The sequence below is a fragment of the Cupriavidus sp. F041 genome (assembly GCF_057814235.1).
Window position 1 is genome coordinate 1,248,566 of the sequence record NZ_JBVASY010000002.1, and the last position, 18,267, is coordinate 1,266,832.

Annotated in this window: 18 protein-coding genes and 1 pseudogene; 14 read left to right on the forward strand and 5 right to left on the reverse strand. The window is 64.3% G+C overall.

What is annotated here, in order from left to right; all coding sequences use genetic code 11:
- Nucleotides 1-5: 5 nt before the first annotated feature.
- Nucleotides 6-836, reverse strand: coding sequence for an outer membrane protein assembly factor BamD (locus ACZY0R_RS22895; RefSeq protein ID WP_035860133.1), 831 nt, complete (start codon nt 834-836; stop codon nt 6-8).
- A 16-nt stretch (nt 837-852) separates the two neighbouring features.
- On the opposite strand from ACZY0R_RS22895, the gene ACZY0R_RS22900 reads away from it, so the two are divergent.
- Nucleotides 853-2,070 (forward strand): RluA family pseudouridine synthase, encoded by a 1,218-nt coding sequence (locus tag ACZY0R_RS22900; protein ID WP_488861436.1) that lies wholly within the window; start codon nt 853-855, stop codon nt 2,068-2,070.
- Nucleotides 2,060-2,851, forward strand: a complete 792-nt coding sequence (gene pgeF, locus ACZY0R_RS22905; RefSeq protein ID WP_488861438.1) for a peptidoglycan editing factor PgeF — start codon at nt 2,060-2,062, stop codon at nt 2,849-2,851. The genes ACZY0R_RS22900 and pgeF overlap by 11 nt, the downstream gene beginning before the upstream one ends.
- Before the next feature lie 12 nt (nt 2,852-2,863).
- On the opposite strand, the gene ACZY0R_RS22910 is transcribed toward pgeF, so the two are convergent.
- Nucleotides 2,864-3,145, reverse strand: coding sequence for a hypothetical protein (locus ACZY0R_RS22910; protein ID WP_488861440.1), 282 nt, complete (start codon nt 3,143-3,145; stop codon nt 2,864-2,866).
- A 370-nt stretch (nt 3,146-3,515) separates the two neighbouring features.
- Here ACZY0R_RS22910 and phaC point away from each other — a divergent pair, with 370 nt between their 5' ends.
- The 9 genes from phaC (at nt 3,516) to ACZY0R_RS22955 (ending at nt 14,772) form a co-directional block, all read left to right on the forward strand.
- Nucleotides 3,516-5,318, forward strand: coding sequence for a class I poly(R)-hydroxyalkanoic acid synthase (gene phaC, locus ACZY0R_RS22915; RefSeq protein ID WP_488861442.1), 1,803 nt, complete (start codon nt 3,516-3,518; stop codon nt 5,316-5,318).
- Between the two features lie 77 nt (nt 5,319-5,395).
- Nucleotides 5,396-6,577, forward strand: a complete 1,182-nt coding sequence (locus tag ACZY0R_RS22920) for an acetyl-CoA C-acetyltransferase (RefSeq protein WP_488861444.1) — start codon at nt 5,396-5,398, stop codon at nt 6,575-6,577.
- A 115-nt stretch (nt 6,578-6,692) separates the two neighbouring features.
- Nucleotides 6,693-7,433 carry a 3-ketoacyl-ACP reductase gene (locus ACZY0R_RS22925; RefSeq protein WP_035860140.1) on the forward strand — a complete coding sequence of 247 codons (741 nt, stop codon included), beginning with the start codon at nt 6,693-6,695 and terminating at the stop codon, nt 7,431-7,433.
- Between the two features lie 454 nt (nt 7,434-7,887).
- Nucleotides 7,888-8,439: a polyhydroxyalkanoate synthesis repressor PhaR gene (gene phaR, locus ACZY0R_RS22930; RefSeq protein WP_035860143.1), complete on the forward strand. Its 552-nt coding sequence runs from the start codon at nt 7,888-7,890 to the stop codon at nt 8,437-8,439.
- A 511-nt stretch (nt 8,440-8,950) separates the two neighbouring features.
- On the forward strand, nt 8,951-9,931 hold the full coding sequence (locus tag ACZY0R_RS22935; protein ID WP_488861446.1) for a tRNA dihydrouridine synthase: 981 nt from the start codon (nt 8,951-8,953) through the stop codon (nt 9,929-9,931).
- Nucleotides 9,932-10,109: 178 nt separating this feature from the next.
- Nucleotides 10,110-11,489: a 30S ribosomal protein S12 methylthiotransferase RimO gene (gene rimO, locus ACZY0R_RS22940; protein WP_488861448.1), complete on the forward strand. Its 1,380-nt coding sequence runs from the start codon at nt 10,110-10,112 to the stop codon at nt 11,487-11,489.
- A gap of 103 nt (nt 11,490-11,592) precedes the next feature.
- On the forward strand, nt 11,593-12,777 hold the full coding sequence (bktB, locus tag ACZY0R_RS22945) for a beta-ketothiolase BktB (RefSeq protein WP_488861449.1): 1,185 nt from the start codon (nt 11,593-11,595) through the stop codon (nt 12,775-12,777).
- A gap of 30 nt (nt 12,778-12,807) precedes the next feature.
- On the forward strand, nt 12,808-13,440 hold the full coding sequence (locus ACZY0R_RS22950) for a hypothetical protein (RefSeq protein ID WP_488861451.1): 633 nt from the start codon (nt 12,808-12,810) through the stop codon (nt 13,438-13,440).
- Between the two features lie 105 nt (nt 13,441-13,545).
- Nucleotides 13,546-14,772 (forward strand): cystathionine beta-lyase, encoded by a 1,227-nt coding sequence (locus ACZY0R_RS22955; protein WP_488861453.1) that lies wholly within the window; start codon nt 13,546-13,548, stop codon nt 14,770-14,772.
- A gap of 60 nt (nt 14,773-14,832) precedes the next feature.
- Here the strand turns inward: ACZY0R_RS22955 and serB are convergent, their stop codons facing one another.
- The gene (serB, locus tag ACZY0R_RS22960) at nt 14,833-15,687 is read right to left on the reverse strand and encodes a phosphoserine phosphatase SerB (RefSeq protein WP_488861455.1); all 855 of its coding nucleotides are present in this window, start codon (nt 15,685-15,687) and stop codon (nt 14,833-14,835) included.
- A gap of 324 nt (nt 15,688-16,011) precedes the next feature.
- Nucleotides 16,012-16,455 carry a MarR family winged helix-turn-helix transcriptional regulator gene (locus ACZY0R_RS22965; RefSeq protein ID WP_488861457.1) on the reverse strand — a complete coding sequence of 148 codons (444 nt, stop codon included), beginning with the start codon at nt 16,453-16,455 and terminating at the stop codon, nt 16,012-16,014.
- Nucleotides 16,456-16,603: 148 nt separating this feature from the next.
- On the opposite strand from ACZY0R_RS22965, the gene ACZY0R_RS22970 reads away from it, so the two are divergent.
- Nucleotides 16,604-16,972 (forward strand): antibiotic biosynthesis monooxygenase family protein, encoded by a 369-nt coding sequence (locus tag ACZY0R_RS22970; RefSeq protein ID WP_488861459.1) that lies wholly within the window; start codon nt 16,604-16,606, stop codon nt 16,970-16,972.
- A 138-nt stretch (nt 16,973-17,110) separates the two neighbouring features.
- Nucleotides 17,111-17,320 (forward strand): hypothetical protein, encoded by a 210-nt coding sequence (locus ACZY0R_RS22975; protein ID WP_488861461.1) that lies wholly within the window; start codon nt 17,111-17,113, stop codon nt 17,318-17,320.
- Nucleotides 17,321-17,685: 365 nt separating this feature from the next.
- On the opposite strand, the gene ACZY0R_RS22980 is transcribed toward ACZY0R_RS22975, so the two are convergent.
- Nucleotides 17,686-17,904, reverse strand: coding sequence for a hypothetical protein (locus ACZY0R_RS22980; RefSeq protein ID WP_488866110.1), 219 nt, complete (start codon nt 17,902-17,904; stop codon nt 17,686-17,688).
- Nucleotides 17,905-18,067: 163 nt separating this feature from the next.
- On the opposite strand from ACZY0R_RS22980, the pseudogene ACZY0R_RS22985 reads away from it, so the two are divergent.
- A pseudogene (locus tag ACZY0R_RS22985) lies at nt 18,068-18,166 on the forward strand (IS5/IS1182 family transposase); the annotation flags it as partial.
- Nucleotides 18,167-18,267 lie beyond the last annotated feature (101 nt).

Below are 18,267 nucleotides of genomic sequence, written 5' to 3' on the forward strand. Positions count from 1 at the left end.
GCCGTTCAGAACACTTCCCACCAGGACTTGTCCTTGCGGCGTTCTCCATACTTGATGTAATCGCTGTTGGGGAAGTTCTTTTCCATCACGCGGGCGGTATCGTCGCGCAAATCCTTCATGCCCAGCGAGTCGTAGGAACGGATCATGATGTACAGCGCTTCTTCGTTGGCCGGGGCGCCATCATATTCCTTGAGCGCCTGCTGGGCGCGGTTGGCGGCGGCCAGGTAGGCGCCACGCTTGTAGTAGTAGCGTGCCGCATGGACCTCGTGCTGGGCCAGCGCGTTCACGATGTACTGCATGCGCGCGGCGGAATCCGGCGTGTACTTGCTGTCAGGGAAGCGCGTGACGAGGGTGTTGAATGCGTCATACGCGGCGCGCGCGGCCTTGGGGTCGCGCTCGCTCAGGTCCTGGCCGGAAAAGCGGCCGAGCCAGCCCAAGTTATCATTGAAGTTGATCAGGCCCTTCAGGTAATAGGCATAATCCACGTTCGGGTGATTCGGATGCAACTGGATGAAGCGGTCAACCGAGGCCAGGGCCGCGGCGGTTTCGCCATCCTTGTAGCTGGCGTAGGCGGAATCGATCTGCGCCTGCTGCGCGAAACGGCCGAAGGGGTAACGTCCTTCCAGCTTATCGTACAGCTTGACTGCACGGGTGAAGTCGCCGGAATCGAGTGCGTCCTTGGCTTCCGAATATAATTTGTTAGCCGACCAGCCGGCAGTCTCGTCTGGTTGATCCGACAGCAGGCCGCACGCCGATAGCATGACGCAGCCGCCTGCGAGCAGAATCGCTCCAATTCTTGCGCGCCAGTTGGCGCGCTTCATGCTCATCGATTGCATGGGCAACATATCCCGGATGAAAAATAGCGTCAAGCATTATAGCCCAAGCCCCTTGCCGGCAACCGCCGCCAAGGGCATCGCGCAGCAAGCTGCCGATTCAGCCGACACTTTGAACGAAGTGGAGGACCTGGAAGACCTGACCGATGTGGCCGCGCTAGGCGGCCTGGAGGCTGGTGCGCAGGCATCGCCGATCGAGTTGGAAATGCAGCAAGTGGAGTTTGAAGTGGATGGCGCATCACATGGCGAGCGCCTCGATAAATTGCTGGCCCGCCATCTCAGCGGATTTTCGCGCAGCCGCCTGCAGCAATGGATCGAGAGCGGCGCGGTGCTGGTCGACGGCGAGGTACGCCGCTCGAAGGCTTCGGTGCAGATGGGCGAGCGCGTCGTGGTGCGGCCGCAGGCCCCGGCCGAATCGCGCGCCTTCGTGCCGGAGGACGTGCCGCTCGAGGTGGTGTACGAGGACGCGGCAATGCTGGTCATCGACAAGCCAGCCGGGCTGGTGGTGCATCCCGCTGCCGGCAACTGGGGCGGCACGGTGCTCAACGGCCTGCTGCACCGCTATCCCGAGGCCGTGGGCCTGCCGCGCGCCGGCATTGTCCACCGGCTCGACAAGGAAACCTCCGGGCTGATGGTGGTGGCGCGCACGCTTACCGCCCAGACCGATCTCGTGCGCCAGTTGCAGGCGCGTACCGTCAAACGTACCTATCTGGCGCTGGTGTGGGGCGAGACGCCCGAATCGGGCACCATCGATGCGCCGATCGGCCGCGATCCACGCGAGCGGATCCGCATGGCGATCGTGCTCACCAACAGCGGCAAGCCTTCGCGCACCCATTTCCGCACGCTGAGCACGGTGCCGCTCGGGCGGGGCCATGTCTCGATGGTGATGTGCCAGCTCGAAACCGGCCGCACGCACCAGATCCGCGTGCATTTCGAATCGATCGGCCACCCCCTGGTCGGCGATCCGGTCTACCATCGCGCCGCCACCCAGCGCGGCCAGCGCCCGGCCATCAAGGCGCCGCTGCCGGTGCCGCTGGGGCGCCAGGCGCTGCACGCCTTCCGGTTGGGGCTGGTGCATCCGACGACCGGCAAGTCCATGTCGTGGGAGGCGCCGCCGCCCGACGACCTGCAGGCATTGATCGAAGCGCTCGATTTCGACCGCGCCGATGATGAAGACGAGGATGACGGCTGGGTGGAGGGCGAGGACGGAGCATGGGAGTACGGCGATGACGACTGAGGCGCCGTGGCTGGTTCCTGACTGGCCGGCCCCGGCGCGGGTGCGCGCGTTGTCCACCACCCGTCAGGGCGGCTTGAGCCAGGCCCCCTACGGCCTGGCGGACGGCAGCCCGGGCGGGCTTAACCTCGGCACCCACGTGGGCGACGATCCCTCGGCGGTCGCTGGCAACCGGGCGCGCCTGGCCGCGCGGCTGCCGGCCGCGCCAGGCTGGCTGGAGCAGGTGCATGGCTGCGCGATCGCCACCGAGGACCAGTTCGCGGCCGATGGCGTGGTTCCACAGGCGGACGCAAGCATTGCCACGACCCCTGCGCGGGTCTGCGCCGTAATGACCGCGGATTGCCTGCCGGTGCTGCTCTGCGATCGCGCCGGCACGGTGGTGGGCGCGGCGCACGCTGGCTGGCGCGGGTTGTGCGGCGGGGTGATCGAATCCACGGTGGCACGCATGGGCGAGCGGGCAGGTGCGCAGGCCGAGTGGCTGGCCTGGCTTGGCCCTGCGATCGGTCCGCAAGCCTTCGAGGTCGGCGCCGAAGTCCGGCAGGCCTTTCTTGCCCAGGCGCTGCCCGAAGAAGCGGGACCGGTGGATCGCGCATTCCGCGCCGGCGCGGGCGGCAAGTATTTCGCGGATATCTACGCGCTTGCCCGCATCCGCCTCGCGCGGGCGGGCTGCACCGCGGTGTATGGCGGCGACGCATGCACCGTCAGCGATGCGCAGCGCTTCTACTCTTACCGGCGCGACGGCGTCACTGGCCGCATGGCCAGCCTGGTCTGGCTGGCCGCCTGAATTCTCCCGCCGTTAGTCCCGGGCAGGCGGCCGGGCTTGTCCCGCGCCCGTCGCCTGGGCGGGTTGGGTCGCCTCGGGCTCCCCGGCGGCCGCGGGGTCCGGCTCGCTCCTGGCCTGCCTTGCTTCCTCGGCCTTGCGCCGGCGCCGGCGTCCAGGCGTGCCCATGATGTACACCAGGATCGCCACCGGGAACAGGCCATAAAAGACGAAAGTGGCCACGCCCGCGACCACGGTATGTTCGGTAATGGCCATCATCAGGACCACGTACAGCCAACCGATTGCAACGATGTACATCAGAAAGTCATCCTTCTCGTGCAAGCTTGCCCCGGGGCCGGAGTGGCTGCGCCGGGCTGCCTGCAGATTCGCGCCGGGCGCATTTTGCCATTAGCGCCGGTCCGCGCAATTTTCCGCATTGACAGGCAGAACATTGCAAGGCAACAATGGCCTCGAATAGCTTGCGATTGTGTGTTCGCGAGCATTCGCGGGCTCCGCTGGAACCATCTGGTCCGCGGAGAGGCGTGTCCGGCAAGCATACCGCATGACGTCACCAGCCGAGGGTGTCAGCGCGGGCCGGTTCCGAAGCTGGAGGTGGGGGAGAGTCCCGCAGTGGTGGCACGCCGCCCAGCCAGCTTTCAAATAAGTGACGGCAGAGAGACGAAACATCATGGCAACCGGCAAAGGTGCGGCAGCTTCCGCCAAGGAAGACAAGTCCCAACCGTTTTCATTTGCTTCGGGGCCATTCGATCCAGCGACATGGCTGGAATGGACCCGTCAGGCACAGGCCAACGGTATGACGACCCAGCAGGGCATGTCCGGCATGCCCGGCATTCCCGGCATTCCCGGTTTCGAGGCTTTGACGGGTTCCGCCATGGCGGGCGTGAAGATCGCGCCCGATCAGCTGGCCGGTATCCAGCAGCGCTACATGAAGGACTTCAGCGAGCTGTGGCGAAGCATGGCCGATGGCGGCGCCAATCCGGCGGAGGCACTGGCCGACCGCCGCTTTGCCGGCGATGCCTGGCGCAGCAGCGCGGCCTTCCACTACGCGGCTGCTTTCTACCTGATCAACGCACGCGCCATGAATGAGCTGGCCGACGCGGTCGAGGCCGACGCCAAGACCCGCCAGCGCATCCGCTTCGCGGTCTCGCAGTGGGTCGATGCCATGTCGCCGGCCAATTTCCTCGTCACCAATCCGGAGGCGCAGAAAAAGCTGATCGAGTCGGGCGGTGAATCGCTGCGGGTTGGCGTGCTCAACATGCTGGAGGACCTTGGCCGCGGCAAGATCTCGCAGACCGACGAATCCGCCTTCGAAGTGGGCCGCAACGTGGCTGTCACCGAGGGCGCGGTCGTCTACGAGAACCCCTACTTCCAGTTGCTGCAATACAAGCCGACCACCGAAAAGGTGTTCACGCGCCCGCTGCTGCTGGTGCCGCCGTGCATCAACAAGTACTACATCCTCGACCTGCAGCCGCAGACCTCGCTGGTGAACTACATGGTGGAGCAGGGGCACACGGTCTACATGGTGTCCTGGCGCAATCCGGATGCCTCGATGGCCGAGATCAGCTGGGATGACTACATCGAGCATGCCGCCATCCGCGCCATCGAAGTCACGCGCGAGATCAGCGGTCAGGACCAGATCAACGTGCTGGGCTTCTGCGTGGGCGGCACCATCGTGTCCACCGCGCTGGCGGTGCTGGCCAAGCGGGGCGTGCGGCCCGCGGCCAGCCTGACATTGCTGACCACGCTGCTGGATTTCGCCGAGACCGGCGTGCTGGATGTGTTTGTCGACGAAGCCCACGTCAAGCTGCGCGAAGCCACCCTGGGCGGCGCCGGGGGCGCGCCATGCGCGTTGCTGCGCGGCGTGGAACTGGCCAACACGTTCTCCTTCCTACGCCCCAACGACCTGGTCTGGAACTATGTCGTCGACAACTACCTGAAGGGCAATACTCCGGTACCGTTTGACCTGCTGTTCTGGAACGGCGACGCCACCAACTTGCCGGGACCCTGGTATTGCTGGTACCTGCGCCATACCTACCTGCAGAACGAACTCAAGGAGCCGGGCAAGCTGACCGTGTGCAATGCGCCGGTGGACCTGGGCAGCATCGACGTGCCGACCTATATCTACGGCTCGCGCGAGGACCACATCGTGCCCTGGGCATCGGCCTACGCCTCGACCGCGCTGCTCAAGAACAAACTGCGTTTCGTGCTTGGGGCATCGGGCCATATTGCCGGTGTGATCAACCCGCCGGCCAAGAAGAAGCGCAGCCACTGGACCAACGACAAGCTTCCGGTGTCGCCAGAGGACTGGCTCAGCGATGCCACCGAGCATGCCGGCAGCTGGTGGCCCGACTGGGCGTCCTGGCTGGGCAAGCACGCCGGCGCGCGCAAGGCAGCGCCCACCGACTACGGCAACAAGGATTACCGCGCCATCGAGCCGGCACCGGGCCGCTACGTCAAGGCGAAGGCATAGGATTTGTCCGGGCCGGCACGCCTGTGCAGCCGGCCTCTTTCACCCCTTATCCGCATTCAACTCGAGAGGACCTCCCAATGACTGACATCGTCATCGTATCCGCTGCCCGCACTGCGGTGGGCAAGTTCGGCGGCTCGCTCGCCAAGATCCCCGCACCTGAACTCGGGGCCATTGTCATCAAGGCTGCGCTCGAGCGCGCCGGCGTCAAGCCCGAGCAGGTCAGCGAAGTGATCATGGGCCAGGTGCTGACCGCCGGCTCCGGCCAGAACCCGGCGCGCCAGGCCGCGCTGAAGGCTGGCCTGCCCGTGATGGTGCCGGCCATGACCATCAACAAGGTCTGCGGCTCCGGCCTGAAGGCCGTGATGCTGGCGGCCAACGCCATTGCCGCGGGCGATGCCGAGATCGTGGTGGCGGGCGGCCAGGAAAACATGAGTGCCGCGCCGCACGTACTGCCGGGCTCGCGCGACGGCTTCCGCATGGGCGATGCCAAGCTGGTCGACAGCATGATCGTGGACGGCCTGTGGGACGTCTACAACCAGTACCACATGGGTGTCACCGCCGAGAACGTCGCCAAGGAATACGGCATCACACGCGAAGCCCAGGACGCGTTCGCGGCGGCCTCGCAGAACAAGGCCGAAGCTGCCCAGAAGGCTGGCAGGTTTGACGAGGAAATCGTGCCGGTGCCGATTCCCCAGCGCAAGGGCGATCCGGTGCAGTTCGCCACCGACGAGTTCGTGCGCCACGGCGTCACGCAGGATGCGCTGGCCGGCCTGAAGCCCGCCTTCGACAAGGCCGGCACGGTGACCGCGGCCAATGCCTCGGGGCTGAACGACGGTGCCGCCGCGGTAGTGGTGATGTCGGCTGCCAAGGCCAAGGAACTCGGCCTGACTCCGCTGGCGACCATCCGCGCCTACGGTACCGCCGGTGTCGATCCCAAGGTAATGGGCATGGGCCCGGTGCCTGCATCGCAGCGTTGCCTGTCGCGCGCCGGCTGGAGCGTGGAAGAGCTCGACCTGATGGAAATCAACGAAGCCTTCGCTGCCCAGGCCCTGGCCGTGCACAAGCAGATGGGCTGGGACACGTCCAAGGTCAACGTCAATGGCGGTGCTATTGCCATCGGGCATCCGATCGGCGCGTCGGGCTGCCGCGTGCTGGTCACGCTGCTGCACGAGATGAAGCGCCGCGGTTCGCGCAAGGGCCTGGCCTCGCTGTGCATCGGCGGCGGCATGGGTGTGGCGCTGGCGGTGGAACGCGAGTGACAATCTGCATCGCTTGCCGCAACGCATAGCGCGCAAGCTGGTCTGAGGGGTGTGCCGGCGGGGAGAAGGCTTCTCCCCGCTGGTTTCAATAAAAACTAGCCATCAAGGAGTAGATATGACTCAGCGCATTGCATACGTAACCGGTGGCATGGGTGGCATTGGAACGGCCATCTGCCAGCGTCTGGCCAAGGATGGCTACAAAGTGGTGGCCGGTTGCGGCCCCAACTCGCCGCGCCGTGAAAAATGGCTCGAGCAGCAGAAGGCCCTGGGCTTTGATTTCATCGCGTCGGAAGGCAACGTTGCCGACTGGGATTCGACCAAGGCCGCATTCGACAAGGTCAAGGCCGAAGTCGGTGAAGTCGACGTCCTGATCAACAACGCCGGCATCACGCGTGACGTGGTGTTCCGCAAGATGACGCGCGCCGACTGGGACGCCGTGATCGATACCAACCTGACCTCGCTGTTCAACGTGACCAAGCAGGTCATCGACGGCATGGCGGATCGTGGCTTCGGCCGCATCGTCAATATTTCGTCGGTCAATGGGCAGAAGGGCCAGTTCGGGCAAACCAACTACTCCACCGCGAAGGCAGGCCTGCACGGCTTCACCATGGCGCTGGCGCAGGAAGTGGCGACCAAGGGCGTGACCGTGAACACGGTGTCGCCCGGGTACATTGCTACCGACATGGTCAAGTCGATCCGCCAGGATGTGCTGGACAAGATCGTCGGCACCATTCCCGTCAAGCGCCTTGGCGCGCCCGAGGAAATTGCATCGATCTGCGCCTGGCTGGCGTCCGATGAGTCGGGGTTCTCGACCGGTGCGGATTTCTCGCTGAACGGGGGCTTGCATATGGGGTGATGGGCGAGGGCCGCCTTTGGTATTCGGGTGGCTTTTTGTCTTGGGAGGTCCTCTTCGGAGGGCCTTTTTGTTTTTGGTGGCGGAGCTCGCAGGGCTGCCAATCCAGGCAATCAACCGAAGTCCCCACATGTTCGCCAAATAGACCTTGAGCCGCCCTGTTCCCCGCAGCAATATTGCATTGCACTCCCTGCACCGCACCAAACCGCCTGGACCGGGTAAAAACCTGCCCCCGCATTTCCCGCAAACCATTGCCCCGTGCGGGTTTTCCTTAACGGCCCCGGCTTTCAATAGTGCCTTGTTGGGCATAGAATCAGGGCAGCGGCTTGCCCGCACCAAAATAGATCATGCGTTGCAGGTCAACACGTTGTATCCCCCGCTGCCGGTTTCGATTTTGCGCACCGCACAGCATGCGGTGCAGCAGCATGCAACAGTGACGATAAAAGGATAGAGCACGATGGCTACCACCAAGAAAGGCGCAGAGCGACTGATCAAGAAGTATCCTAATCGCCGGCTCTACGATACGCAGACCAGCACCTACATCACGCTAGCCGACGTCAAGCAGCTCGTGATGGACACCGAGGATTTCAAGGTGATCGACGCCAAGTCAGGCGACGAGCTCACGCGCAGCATCCTGCTGCAGATCATCCTGGAAGAAGAGACCGGCGGCGTGCCGATGTTCTCCAGCTCCATGCTGTCGCAGATCATCCGCTACTACGGCCATGCCATGCAGGGCATGATGGGGACCTACCTGGAGAAGAACATCCAGGCCTTTATCGATATCCAGAACAAGCTGGCCGAAAACTCCAAGGGGCTGTACTCCGGCGAGCCGTTCAGCCCCGACATGTGGTCCCAGTTCATGAACATGCAGGGCCCGATGATGCAGGGCATGATGAGCAACTACATCGAGCAGAGCAAGAACCTGTTCGTGCAAATGCAGGAACAGATGCAGAGCCAGGCCAAGAACATGTTCGGCACGTTCCCGTTCAACCAGCCGGACAAGAAGTAAGCCGGTGCCGGCCGCCCTGGCGAGGCGGCGCTGGCCGACGCGCCGACGCGCCGGCGCTCTTCGATATCGATCCGGCATCCGGCACCCCGAAAGGGGGGGCGGAGATCATGGCAACCCGCATCGGGCGCCACAAAGCAAAAACCCCGCGCAAGGCGGGACAGGACCGGGCAGGTGCGGACGCCGAACGTGCCACTTGCAAGCGCAACGCACTGTGAAATCCTGTTGCGTCCCGGCGCGAAAATCCTGCCGAGATTTGCTGGTTGGGGCGATCGGTTAAAATCACGCATATCCGGGTGACGCGCGGCATCATCGCGCTGGCTACCCCTTTCAAATGTGGCGATTCATATCGAGGACTCGCCTGCACAGCGCGAATCCCAATGCCTTCCGAAATCCAGGACATTCACCAGGTGCTTGCCGCCGAGGCCAGGCCCGTTCCGGCGGCCGGTTTCGTGTTTTCCGGTTTGCCGGCATTTCGCCGGGATAAGCGCGACCCTTCGGCGCCAGCTTTCGCATGAGCCGGCTGTTTCTTGCCCCCATGGAAGGGCTTGCGGACTACGTGTTGCGCGACATGCTGACCGGCACAGGCGGATACGATGGGTGTGTGTCCGAATTCGTCAGGGTGACGGGCTCTCTGCTTCCCGAGCGCGTCTACGAGAGGGACACCCCCGAGATCCTCGACGGAGGCCATACCCCTGGCGGCACGCCGATGGTGATCCAGCTGCTCGGGAGCGATCCTGAATGGCTGGCGCTGAACGCCGCCCAGGCAGCGACGTTGTCGCCGCATGGACTCGACCTGAACTTCGGTTGTCCCGCCAAAGTCGTCAACAGGCACGGTGGCGGGGCCATGTTGCTGGCGGACCCTGAACTGCTGAACCGGATTGTTTCGTCCGTTCGCGCCGCGGTGCCTGCCAGCATCGCCGTAACGGCAAAAATGCGGCTTGGCGTGTCCGATACCTCGCTGGCGATCGACTGCGCCACCGCGCTGGCGGAAGGCGGCGCGGCTTCCCTCGTCGTGCATGCCAGAACGCGCGACCATGGCTACCGGCCGCCGGCCCACTGGGAGTGGATCGCGCGTATCGATGCTGCCGTGGACGTGCCTGTCGTTGCCAACGGAGAAGTCTGGACGGTCGCCGACTGGGAGCGCTGTCGGGCTGTCAGCGGCTGTGCCGACGTGATGATAGGGCGGGGCGCCGTATCCGATCCTTTCCTGGCCTTGCGGATACGCGGACTGATGGAAAGGGTGGCATCCGGTGAGGAATGGCCGCTCGTGCTTCGTCACATTGCCGACTACCTGAAAAAGTTGCAGGCCCGTGTCGAATGCCGTCATGAGCACGGACGCGTCAAATTGTGGCTCAGCTATCTGAAGCGGACCTGGCCGCAGGCTGCCGAGCTGCATGCGGCCATCCGGCGCCTGCAAGACTCGTTCGAGATTCAAGACGTGATTGAGCGTGCCCTGGCGGACATGCCAGGGACTTCATCCGCGCGGATGTGACGCCGCCGCGCAGGGCAGGCTGGAGCATTGATGCGATGAGACTGGTTGCAACAGGTTTACAGCGGCATGTCGGGGATCAGGCGCCGAGAAACTTTGGCGAGCGGTTAAAATGCGCGATTGGCTTTGTACCGCCAGGCGGCCATGTCCCGCCTCGCCCGCCCCACATTTGGAAGTAACCGTGAAAAACCCTTCAGAATCAACGACTAATAAAGACCATATTCCAAATGTGGGATTCGTGAGCCTTGGATGTCCAAAGGCGCTTGTGGATTCCGAGCAGATCATTACCCAGCTTCGCGCCGAAGGCTATGCCATCAGTGGCACCTATGACGGTGCCGACCTGGTGGTCGTCAACACCTGCGGCTTTATCGACGAGGCGGTGCAGGAAAGTCTGGACGCAATCGGCGAGGCGCTGGCCGAAAACGGCAAGGTCATCGTTACCGGATGCCTGGGCGCCAAGAAGAACGCGGCGGGCGAGGACATCATCACCTCCGTCCACCCGAAGGTGCTGGCCGTGACCGGCCCGCATGCGCTGGGCGAGGTGATGCAGGCCGTGCACACGCACCTGCCCAAGCCCCATGACCCGTTCCTCGACCTGGTGCCGCCCGCCGGGATCAAGCTCACGCCCAAGCACTACGCTTACCTGAAGATTTCCGAGGGCTGCAACCATCGCTGCTCTTTCTGCATCATCCCTTCGATGCGCGGCGACCTGGTCTCGCGCCCAGTGGCGGAAGTCATGCTGGAAGCCGAGAACCTGTTCAAGTCCGGCGTCAAGGAACTGCTGGTGATCTCGCAGGACACCAGCGCGTACGGCGTGGATGTGAAGTACCGCACCGGCTTCTGGGACGGCCGCCCGCTCAAGACGCGCATGACCGAACTGGTCGCGGCGCTGGGCGAACTCGCCGCCAGGTACGGCGCCTGGGTCCGCCTGCATTACGTGTACCCGTACCCGCACGTCGACGAGATCATTCCGCTGATGTCGCAAGGCCATGTGCTGCCTTACCTGGATGTGCCGTTGCAGCACGCCCACCCGGACGTGCTCAAGCGCATGAAGCGCCCGGCCAATGCCGAGAAGACCATGGACCGCATCCGGGCCTGGCGCGAGATCTGCCCCGAACTGACCATCCGCAGCACCTTTATCGCGGGCTTCCCCGGCGAGACGGAGGAAGAGTTCCAGACGCTGCTGGACTTTATCGCCGAGGCCGAACTGGACCGCGTGGGCTGCTTTGCCTATTCGCCCGTAGAGGGCGCCACCGCCAACGATCTGCCAGGCGCCTTGCCCGACGAGGTCCGCGAAGAGCGCCGCGCGCGCTTCATGGAAGTGGCGGAGGAAGTTTCAGCCCGGCGGCTGCAGCGCAAGGTCGGCCAGACCCTGCGCGTGCTGGTCGACGAGGTCAACCAGGATGGCGGCATCGGCCGTTCCTCGGCTGATGCGCCGGAAATCGACGGCCTGGTTTATATCGACCCGCCGGCGCAGGACTCGCCGCGCTACAAGGTCGGGGAATTCGTCTCGGTGAAGATCACCGGCGCCGATGGCCACGACCTCTGGGGCGAGGTCTGAGCCAGGCGAGGTCCGTGCGTTGCGATAGGTAAAAGTACGATCGTTCGTTTTGCGCGGCGTGCCGTTATACTGTGCGCTGCAACATCAGCCCAGGAGACACAAAATGACGCGTGAAGTGGTGGTGGTGAGCGGTGTCCGGACCGCAATCGGTACCTTTGGCGGCAGCCTGAAGGATCTTTCCCCGACCCAGATGGGCGCCATGGTCGTGCGCGAGGCGCTGGCCCGCGCGCAGGTCAGCGGCGATGACGTAGGCCACGTGGTGTTCGGCAACGTCATCCAGACCGAGCCCAGGGACATGTACCTGGGCCGCGTGGCGGCAGTGGAGGGCGGCGTCACGATCGATGCGCCGGCACTGACCGTCAACCGCCTGTGCGGCTCGGGCCTGCAGGCCATTGTCAGCGCGGCGCAGACCATCATGCTGGGCGATACCGATGTGGCCATCGGCGGCGGGGCGGAGAGCATGAGCCGTGCTCCCTACCTGGCGCAATCGGCCCGCTGGGGCGCGCGCATGGGCGACGCCAAGATGCTCGACATGATGCTGGGCGCGCTCCACGATCCCTTCCACGGGATCCACATGGGCGTCACCGCCGAGAACGTGGCCAAGGAATACGACATCAGCCGCGGCCAGCAGGACGAGGCCGCGCTGGAGTCCCATCGCCGCGCCTCGGCAGCCATCCGTGCCGGCCACTTCAAGGACCAGATCCTGCCGGTCACGCTGAAGGGCCGCAAGGGCGACGTCACCTTCGACACCGACGAGCACGTGCGCCACGACGCGGTCCTGGAAGACATGACCAAGCTCAAGCCGGTCTTCGTGAAGGAAAACGGCACAGTCACCGCGGGCAACGCCTCGGGCCTGAACGACGCCGCTGCCGCCGTGGTGCTGATGGAGCGTGCCGAGGCCGAGAAGCGCGGCCTCAAGCCGCTGGCCCGCCTGGTTTCCTACGCCCATGCCGGCGTCGATCCCAAGAGCATGGGCATCGGCCCCGTGCCGGCCACGAAGAAGGCGCTGGAGCGTGCCGGTCTGACCGTGGCGGACCTCGACGTGATCGAAGCCAACGAAGCCTTTGCCGCGCAAGCCTGCGCTGTTACCAAGGCGCTCGGGCTGGATCCGGCCAAGGTCAATCCGAACGGTTCGGGCATCTCACTGGGCCACCCGATCGGCGCCACCGGCGCGCTGATCACCGTCAAGGCGCTGTACGAGCTGCAGCGGGTGCAAGGCCGCTATGCACTGGTCACCATGTGCATCGGCGGCGGCCAGGGTATTGCGGCCATCTTCGAGCGTATCTGATCCGAGGCTGACTTGCGGCGCGTAGCGACTTTGTCCCAGTCCGTTTCCCTGTCACTGGCAACCGGACTGGCAGCGGCAACGCTGGCTGGCGCCGCGCTGGCCGCCGGCGGTACCGAGCTGTCCACGGGCACGCCCGGCACCGGCACTGCCGGCGATAGTGCGGGCAGCCCAGAGGGCTTCGGCATCAACCAGGCGATCCGCGAGGGCGAGTCGAAACGCGGCACCCAGCTTTCCACCGGCGCGGTGCCCAAGGCGCTGGCGCCGCGCCCCGAATACGCATCATTACCGGTCTACGTGGGCACGCTCGGCGACCAGCCGGTGCGCCTGCGGCTCGGACCCAAGCCCGACGAGCGCGACAGCGTACATGGCGAGTACAGCGTCGGCCGTGCCGGCGGCGTGCGCCTGCTGGCCGGCGAATATGAGAATGGCGCCTTCCTGATGGAAGAGTCCAATGACGGCACGCACGTCACTGGCAATTGGGAAGGCACCATCGACGGCGCCGGCGTGGTTCATGGCAACTGGACCGACCCCGTCAACCCGGCCATCGTGCTGCCCTTCATGATCCGGCCTTTGGGCGTGCTGGTGATCCCGCCCTTCGACATGACCCCGAGCAGCGGCATTACCTACGCGCCGCCGCCGAAATCGTCGATTTCCGGCCGCTGAGGGAGCGGGGCGGATAGCGCCGGGTAAGGCGCACGCAAGCCAACACGCCCCCGATTGCTGGTAAGCTCGAACGTTCATCGAGTCATTGCCAGACAAGGAATCGCCGTGTCCGACCACCAGCCTCCCGAGAAGTCCGCTGCCCAACCCGCCTACCTGCAGACCGTGGCTGTCCAGCCCGAACTGGATATCGCACCCGGCTTCGCTTCGTTTTCCCCTCCCACGCATCGCGGCTCCACCGTGGTCTTCCGCAACCTGGCGGAGTTGCGCGCACACGGCGACGGCGCCACGACCTACTGGCGCTACGGACTGCATGCCACGCCCACCAGCGAGGCGCTGTGCCAGCATCTCGCGCTGATCGAGGGCGCGCGCAGGACGCTGCTGCTGCCATCCGGCCTCGCCGCTATCTCGCAAGTGTATTTCGCCCTGGTCAAGTCGGGCGACGACGTGCTGGTCCCGGACAACGTCTACGGCCCTAACCGCGACCACGGCGAATGGCTGGCGCGGGACTTCGGCGTGTCGGTCCGCTATTACGATCCGATGATCGGCGCCGGGATTGCCGGCCTGATCCGCCCCAATACCCGCCTGATCTGGATGGAGTCGCCGGGGTCGGTGACGATGGAAGTGCCCGACACCGAGGCCATCGTGGCCGCGGCGAAGGCGCGTGGCGTGCTGACCGCGATCGACAACACCTGGTCGGCGGGCGTCTATTTCCGGCCTTTCGACAAGGGCATCGACATCTCGGTGCAAGCGCTGACCAAATACCAGTCGGGCGGCGGCGACGTGCTGATGGGCGCCGTGCTGACCCGCGACGAAAAGCTCCACGACCGCCTCAGGCGTGCCCGCATGCTGATGGGCTGGGGCGTATCGGCGGACGATTGCTACCTGGTGCTGCGCTCGCTGCCGAGCATGCCGGTCAGGCTCGCGGCACACGACCGCGCCGCGCGCGAAGTGGCCGAATGGCTCTGCCAGCGCCCGGAGGTGGTCAAGGTCCTGCACCCGGCCTTGCCGGACTGTCCGGGACATGACTTCTGGCGGCGCGATTTCAGCGGCGCCACCGGCTTGTTCTCGATCGTGCTGCATGCGCGCTATGCGCGGGCCCAGGTCGATGCCTTTGTCGAGGCGCTGCGGCTGTTCGCGATCGGCTGGTCGTGGGGCGGAGCGCACAGCCTGGCGCTGCCATATCACGTCCAGAGCATGCGCCCCCAGGGCAGCTGGCCGCCGGCGGGCTGGCAGAACGCCGGCGAACTGGTACGCCTCTACATCGGGCTGGAGGATACCCGCGACCTGATCGCCGACTTGCGCGACGCGATGGAATCGCAACTGGTGGCATGACATGGAACGGGCCGCGCCGGACAGGATCCGGGGCGGCCCGTCACTTGGTCACTTAGTCACTTAATGCGGGAACAGTTGCAGCAAGCCGTCCAGCCCGACGTGGTTGAACGCAACGCTTGCCTGCGCGCGTACCACGGGCTTGGCCCGGAAGGCCACCGACAGGCCGGCCACGGCCATCATCTTGAGATCGTTGGAGCCATCGCCCATGACGATGGCCCGGGACGGCTCCACGCCGATCTGCGCGCACACTTCCTGCACCGCGCGGGCCTTGACGTCGGCATTGACGATCTCCCCCAGCACCTGGCCGGTGAGCTTGCCGTCAATGATCTCCAGCGTATTCGCGCGGGTGACATCGAGTTTCAGCCGAGGCTTGAGCTTCTCGGTGAAATGCACGAAGCCGCCTGAAACCAACAGGGTGCGGATGCCCAGCGCCTGCACGGTCCGCAGCATGTTTTCCGCGCCGGGCGACAGGCGCAGGCGCTCTTCGTACACGCGGTCCAGCACGCTGGCGTCCAACCCCTTGAGCAGGGCCACGCGGCGGCGCAGGCTTTCGTTGAAGTCGGTGATCTCGCCGCGCATGGCGGCTTCGGTGATGGCCGAGACCTCGGCCTTGAGGCCGCAGAAATCGGCGATCTCATCGATGCACTCGATGGTGATCAGCGTGGAGTCCATATCCATCGCCACCAGCTTGAAATCCGAGAGCTTGCGGCCGGCGGGCACGATGGCCCAGTCGATGGCGCGGGGGCTGCAGTAGGCGTCGAGCGCTTCGCGCAGGGCGGGAGTAAGCGGTGCGCTGTCGCTGGCTGTTGCCACGGTTTCGTCACGCAGCGCGAGCGATGGCGCGTGGGCAAGCGTGCGGATGGCATCGATATCGGCTGAGGCGAGCGGGGCGAGGCTTTGCAGGATCAGGGGCATGACGGGTGCGTCGCGCGGCGAGGGCGTGGCGGCGGGTGTGTTGAGTGCGGAGACCGTGCCGCGCTAGGCGGCGAAGGACAGTATTGTAACTGCCCCTGTGCCTGCCTCATAACGGGAAGCGAATTCGAGGTTGGCAGGTCCGTTGGGCGCACAGCCAGCTGCTATTTGCAGTGAGCTATGGCTAAAGTCGCGTGCGTTAGGAAAGCTGTGGTCCCTGCCGGCGCGAAGACGACAAGTGACCGATCGCCGTACAGCGCGACGCACATTGTGTCCCTTTTCAATCTGACTAAGCACTTACCCGACGGGATTGCCTGCGGTCGTGGCCTATCGTGCCCCATCATCAGCACTTCCTTCTCCTTCGAGCTTCCGGCGCAGTGCCGTCATCACGCTGCGTGTCGTCTCGATGTCTTCGACCTGAAGCCCCTCCGAGAGCCTATTGATCCATGGCGCTTGCAAGCGCATCGCAGCACCGAACGCCTGCTTTCCCTTGTCCGTAAGCACGACGAGCGGCGCTCGCCGATGGTGCGGATTCGGCTCCAGGCTGACGAAACCCTCGCCGGCCAAGTCGTTGACGATGCGCTGGACATTCTGACGGCTGGCACCCATATCGCGGGCATACCACGCTACCGGTTGCGGCTGGGTCGCCGCGACAATGGTGCCAAGCACCTGCCAGCGCGCGCTCGTCAGGCCTAGTTCGGCGACCAGCCGGTCGCCTGCGGCAAGCATCCGGTTGTTAAGGCGGAATAGATCGAGAATGAGATCAGTCACGGCAGATCCGGCCGGGGTTCGCTTGGTCTCGCGCATGCAGCACCATGTGTCGTATTTGGTTTTATATGTCTATATTGACATCATAGTGTCAATTTCCTAGGCTTGTATCACCATCACTTCGGTTAGCTGTTTACCAACGGAGACTGCCATGTCACTGATTCTCGCACTTGACCCCGCCTTTCCGATCGAGCGCCAGATCGCCGTCGAAGCTTCCCCCGTCGTGCTGGTGAGTGTTTTCATGATGGACCAGGCGGACGAGCAGACCTTCCTCCGGGCGTGGCAGGACGATGCGGTATTCATGAAGCGGCAGCCGGGCTTCATCTCGACCCAGCTTCACCGCGCGCTCGGAGACAATCCGACGTATCTGAACTATGCCGTCTGGCAATCGACGGCCAACTTTCGGGCTGCCTTCACCCATCCCGAGTTTCAGGCGAAACTCCCGGCCTATCCATCCTCGGCCGTAGCCACCCCTCATCTGTTCCAGAAGATCGCAGTTCCCGACATCTGCGTTGCGTAGCCAACGCGCGCTGGGAGAGAAGTTGGAGGTCAGGTAGACGACTAGTTGTCTGTGCGGCGTGGGCGTGCTCTTCGAGAAATGGACCCAGAGCGCCAAATTGCCGGCCAGCGGCTCGGGCGATTCGGCCAAGGCGAACGGATGATCAAGACGGACGGAGACGTGATTGCTGCGCTCCGCGCCGGCATGTCGTTGCCCGATGCAACGTTCGAGGCCCTGTTTCGATCAGCGACGATTGTGGTCCGCGAGCGCGGCTTCGTTCCGGCCGCAGATGTCGATGCCTTTCTCGCAGCAAGCTACACGCGCCAGAACGTCCTCCACATGATCCTCGGGGTGCGACGAGAGTCATAAGCACCTCCACGAACCACATTGTCCAGACCGAATACGAGCATGACGGGAAGCAAGTGCGAAGAGCTGCCTTGGCGCAAGTGGCTTGGCTCACTGCAGTATCTGTTTCAGCTCTGCAACGGTCTGGTTCGGAAACTGACGAAATAGGCGCGCCGCAAACGCTGCTGCCCCCTTCGAGTAGCAGGGGCGTGCTGGTCTGACCTGTCTTCGGCGGGGAGGCCGCTGTAAAAGAAATCCCCCGAGGCTGTTAATCGGGGGATATGCTTGGCTAGTGGCTGTGAACGCTGAGCGCCGACCGCGTGTTCTTCTGCGGACTCTTCTGTCATTCCTTACATGCTGTCCTCAACCAGTCCATTGCGGCTGGTGATTCATGCGCCATCGGTGAAGGTGTCTCGCCTATCCGTGACTCTCGCCCCATCTGAATAGACGTCAAACTTTGTGCTCCTCGCCCCATCGGAATATGGGTCTCGCGGCCCCATCACGCTAGCGCCGTCGGTGTATATATCGCGCGCCCCGGTGCCGCCATAGGCTACCCCGGCGCCAAGCGCCGCACCCGCCGCAGCGAGCAGTAAGACTGTTTTTAGCATTTTTTTCACCTCTTTTTCAGGTGGTTGCAAAAACACCGAAACGAATCCTTTTCGCTCCAGCGCCGTAGCCTTGTACGAAACCAATGTATGCCCTGACGGTAAGCGTATGAATAAGGTCTTCTTCCGAAAAGAGGCTAGGGGATTGCCCTATTGGATGGGTAGGGCGGATTCCGCCCTATTGGGCACGGCTGCCAAGGTCGACGATGTCACGCAAGCGGGTGCATTGCTGCACGGCGAGGAGAGCAACGTGTTCGCCAACGCGCAACTGCATACGCTATCTGGCCTGAGCAATCTGCGGATGATGCGCGATCGCCCCCAGGTGCCAAGGACCAACTGCGCCCTGATTCTGGCCGAAGACCCGCA

What these genes read in the sequence shown, in the direction of transcription:
- ACZY0R_RS22895 (WP_035860133.1), bottom strand. Translation starts at nt 836, where the DNA reads ATGCAATCGATGAGCATGAAGCGCGCCAACTGGCGCGCAAGAATTGGA.
- ACZY0R_RS22900 (WP_488861436.1), top strand. Translation starts at nt 853, where the DNA reads ATGAAAAATAGCGTCAAGCATTATAGCCCAAGCCCCTTGCCGGCAACC.
- pgeF (WP_488861438.1), top strand. Translation starts at nt 2,060, where the DNA reads ATGACGACTGAGGCGCCGTGGCTGGTTCCTGACTGGCCGGCCCCGGCG.
- ACZY0R_RS22910 (WP_488861440.1), bottom strand. Translation starts at nt 3,145, where the DNA reads ATGTACATCGTTGCAATCGGTTGGCTGTACGTGGTCCTGATGATGGCC.
- phaC (WP_488861442.1), top strand. Translation starts at nt 3,516, where the DNA reads ATGGCAACCGGCAAAGGTGCGGCAGCTTCCGCCAAGGAAGACAAGTCC.
- ACZY0R_RS22920 (WP_488861444.1), top strand. Translation starts at nt 5,396, where the DNA reads ATGACTGACATCGTCATCGTATCCGCTGCCCGCACTGCGGTGGGCAAG.
- ACZY0R_RS22925 (WP_035860140.1), top strand. Translation starts at nt 6,693, where the DNA reads ATGACTCAGCGCATTGCATACGTAACCGGTGGCATGGGTGGCATTGGA.
- phaR (WP_035860143.1), top strand. Translation starts at nt 7,888, where the DNA reads ATGGCTACCACCAAGAAAGGCGCAGAGCGACTGATCAAGAAGTATCCT.
- ACZY0R_RS22935 (WP_488861446.1), top strand. Translation starts at nt 8,951, where the DNA reads ATGAGCCGGCTGTTTCTTGCCCCCATGGAAGGGCTTGCGGACTACGTG.
- bktB (WP_488861449.1), top strand. Translation starts at nt 11,593, where the DNA reads ATGACGCGTGAAGTGGTGGTGGTGAGCGGTGTCCGGACCGCAATCGGT.
- serB (WP_488861455.1), bottom strand. Translation starts at nt 15,687, where the DNA reads ATGCCCCTGATCCTGCAAAGCCTCGCCCCGCTCGCCTCAGCCGATATC.
- ACZY0R_RS22970 (WP_488861459.1), top strand. Translation starts at nt 16,604, where the DNA reads ATGTCACTGATTCTCGCACTTGACCCCGCCTTTCCGATCGAGCGCCAG.
- ACZY0R_RS22975 (WP_488861461.1), top strand. Translation starts at nt 17,111, where the DNA reads ATGATCAAGACGGACGGAGACGTGATTGCTGCGCTCCGCGCCGGCATG.
- ACZY0R_RS22980 (WP_488866110.1), bottom strand. Translation starts at nt 17,904, where the DNA reads ATGCTAAAAACAGTCTTACTGCTCGCTGCGGCGGGTGCGGCGCTTGGC.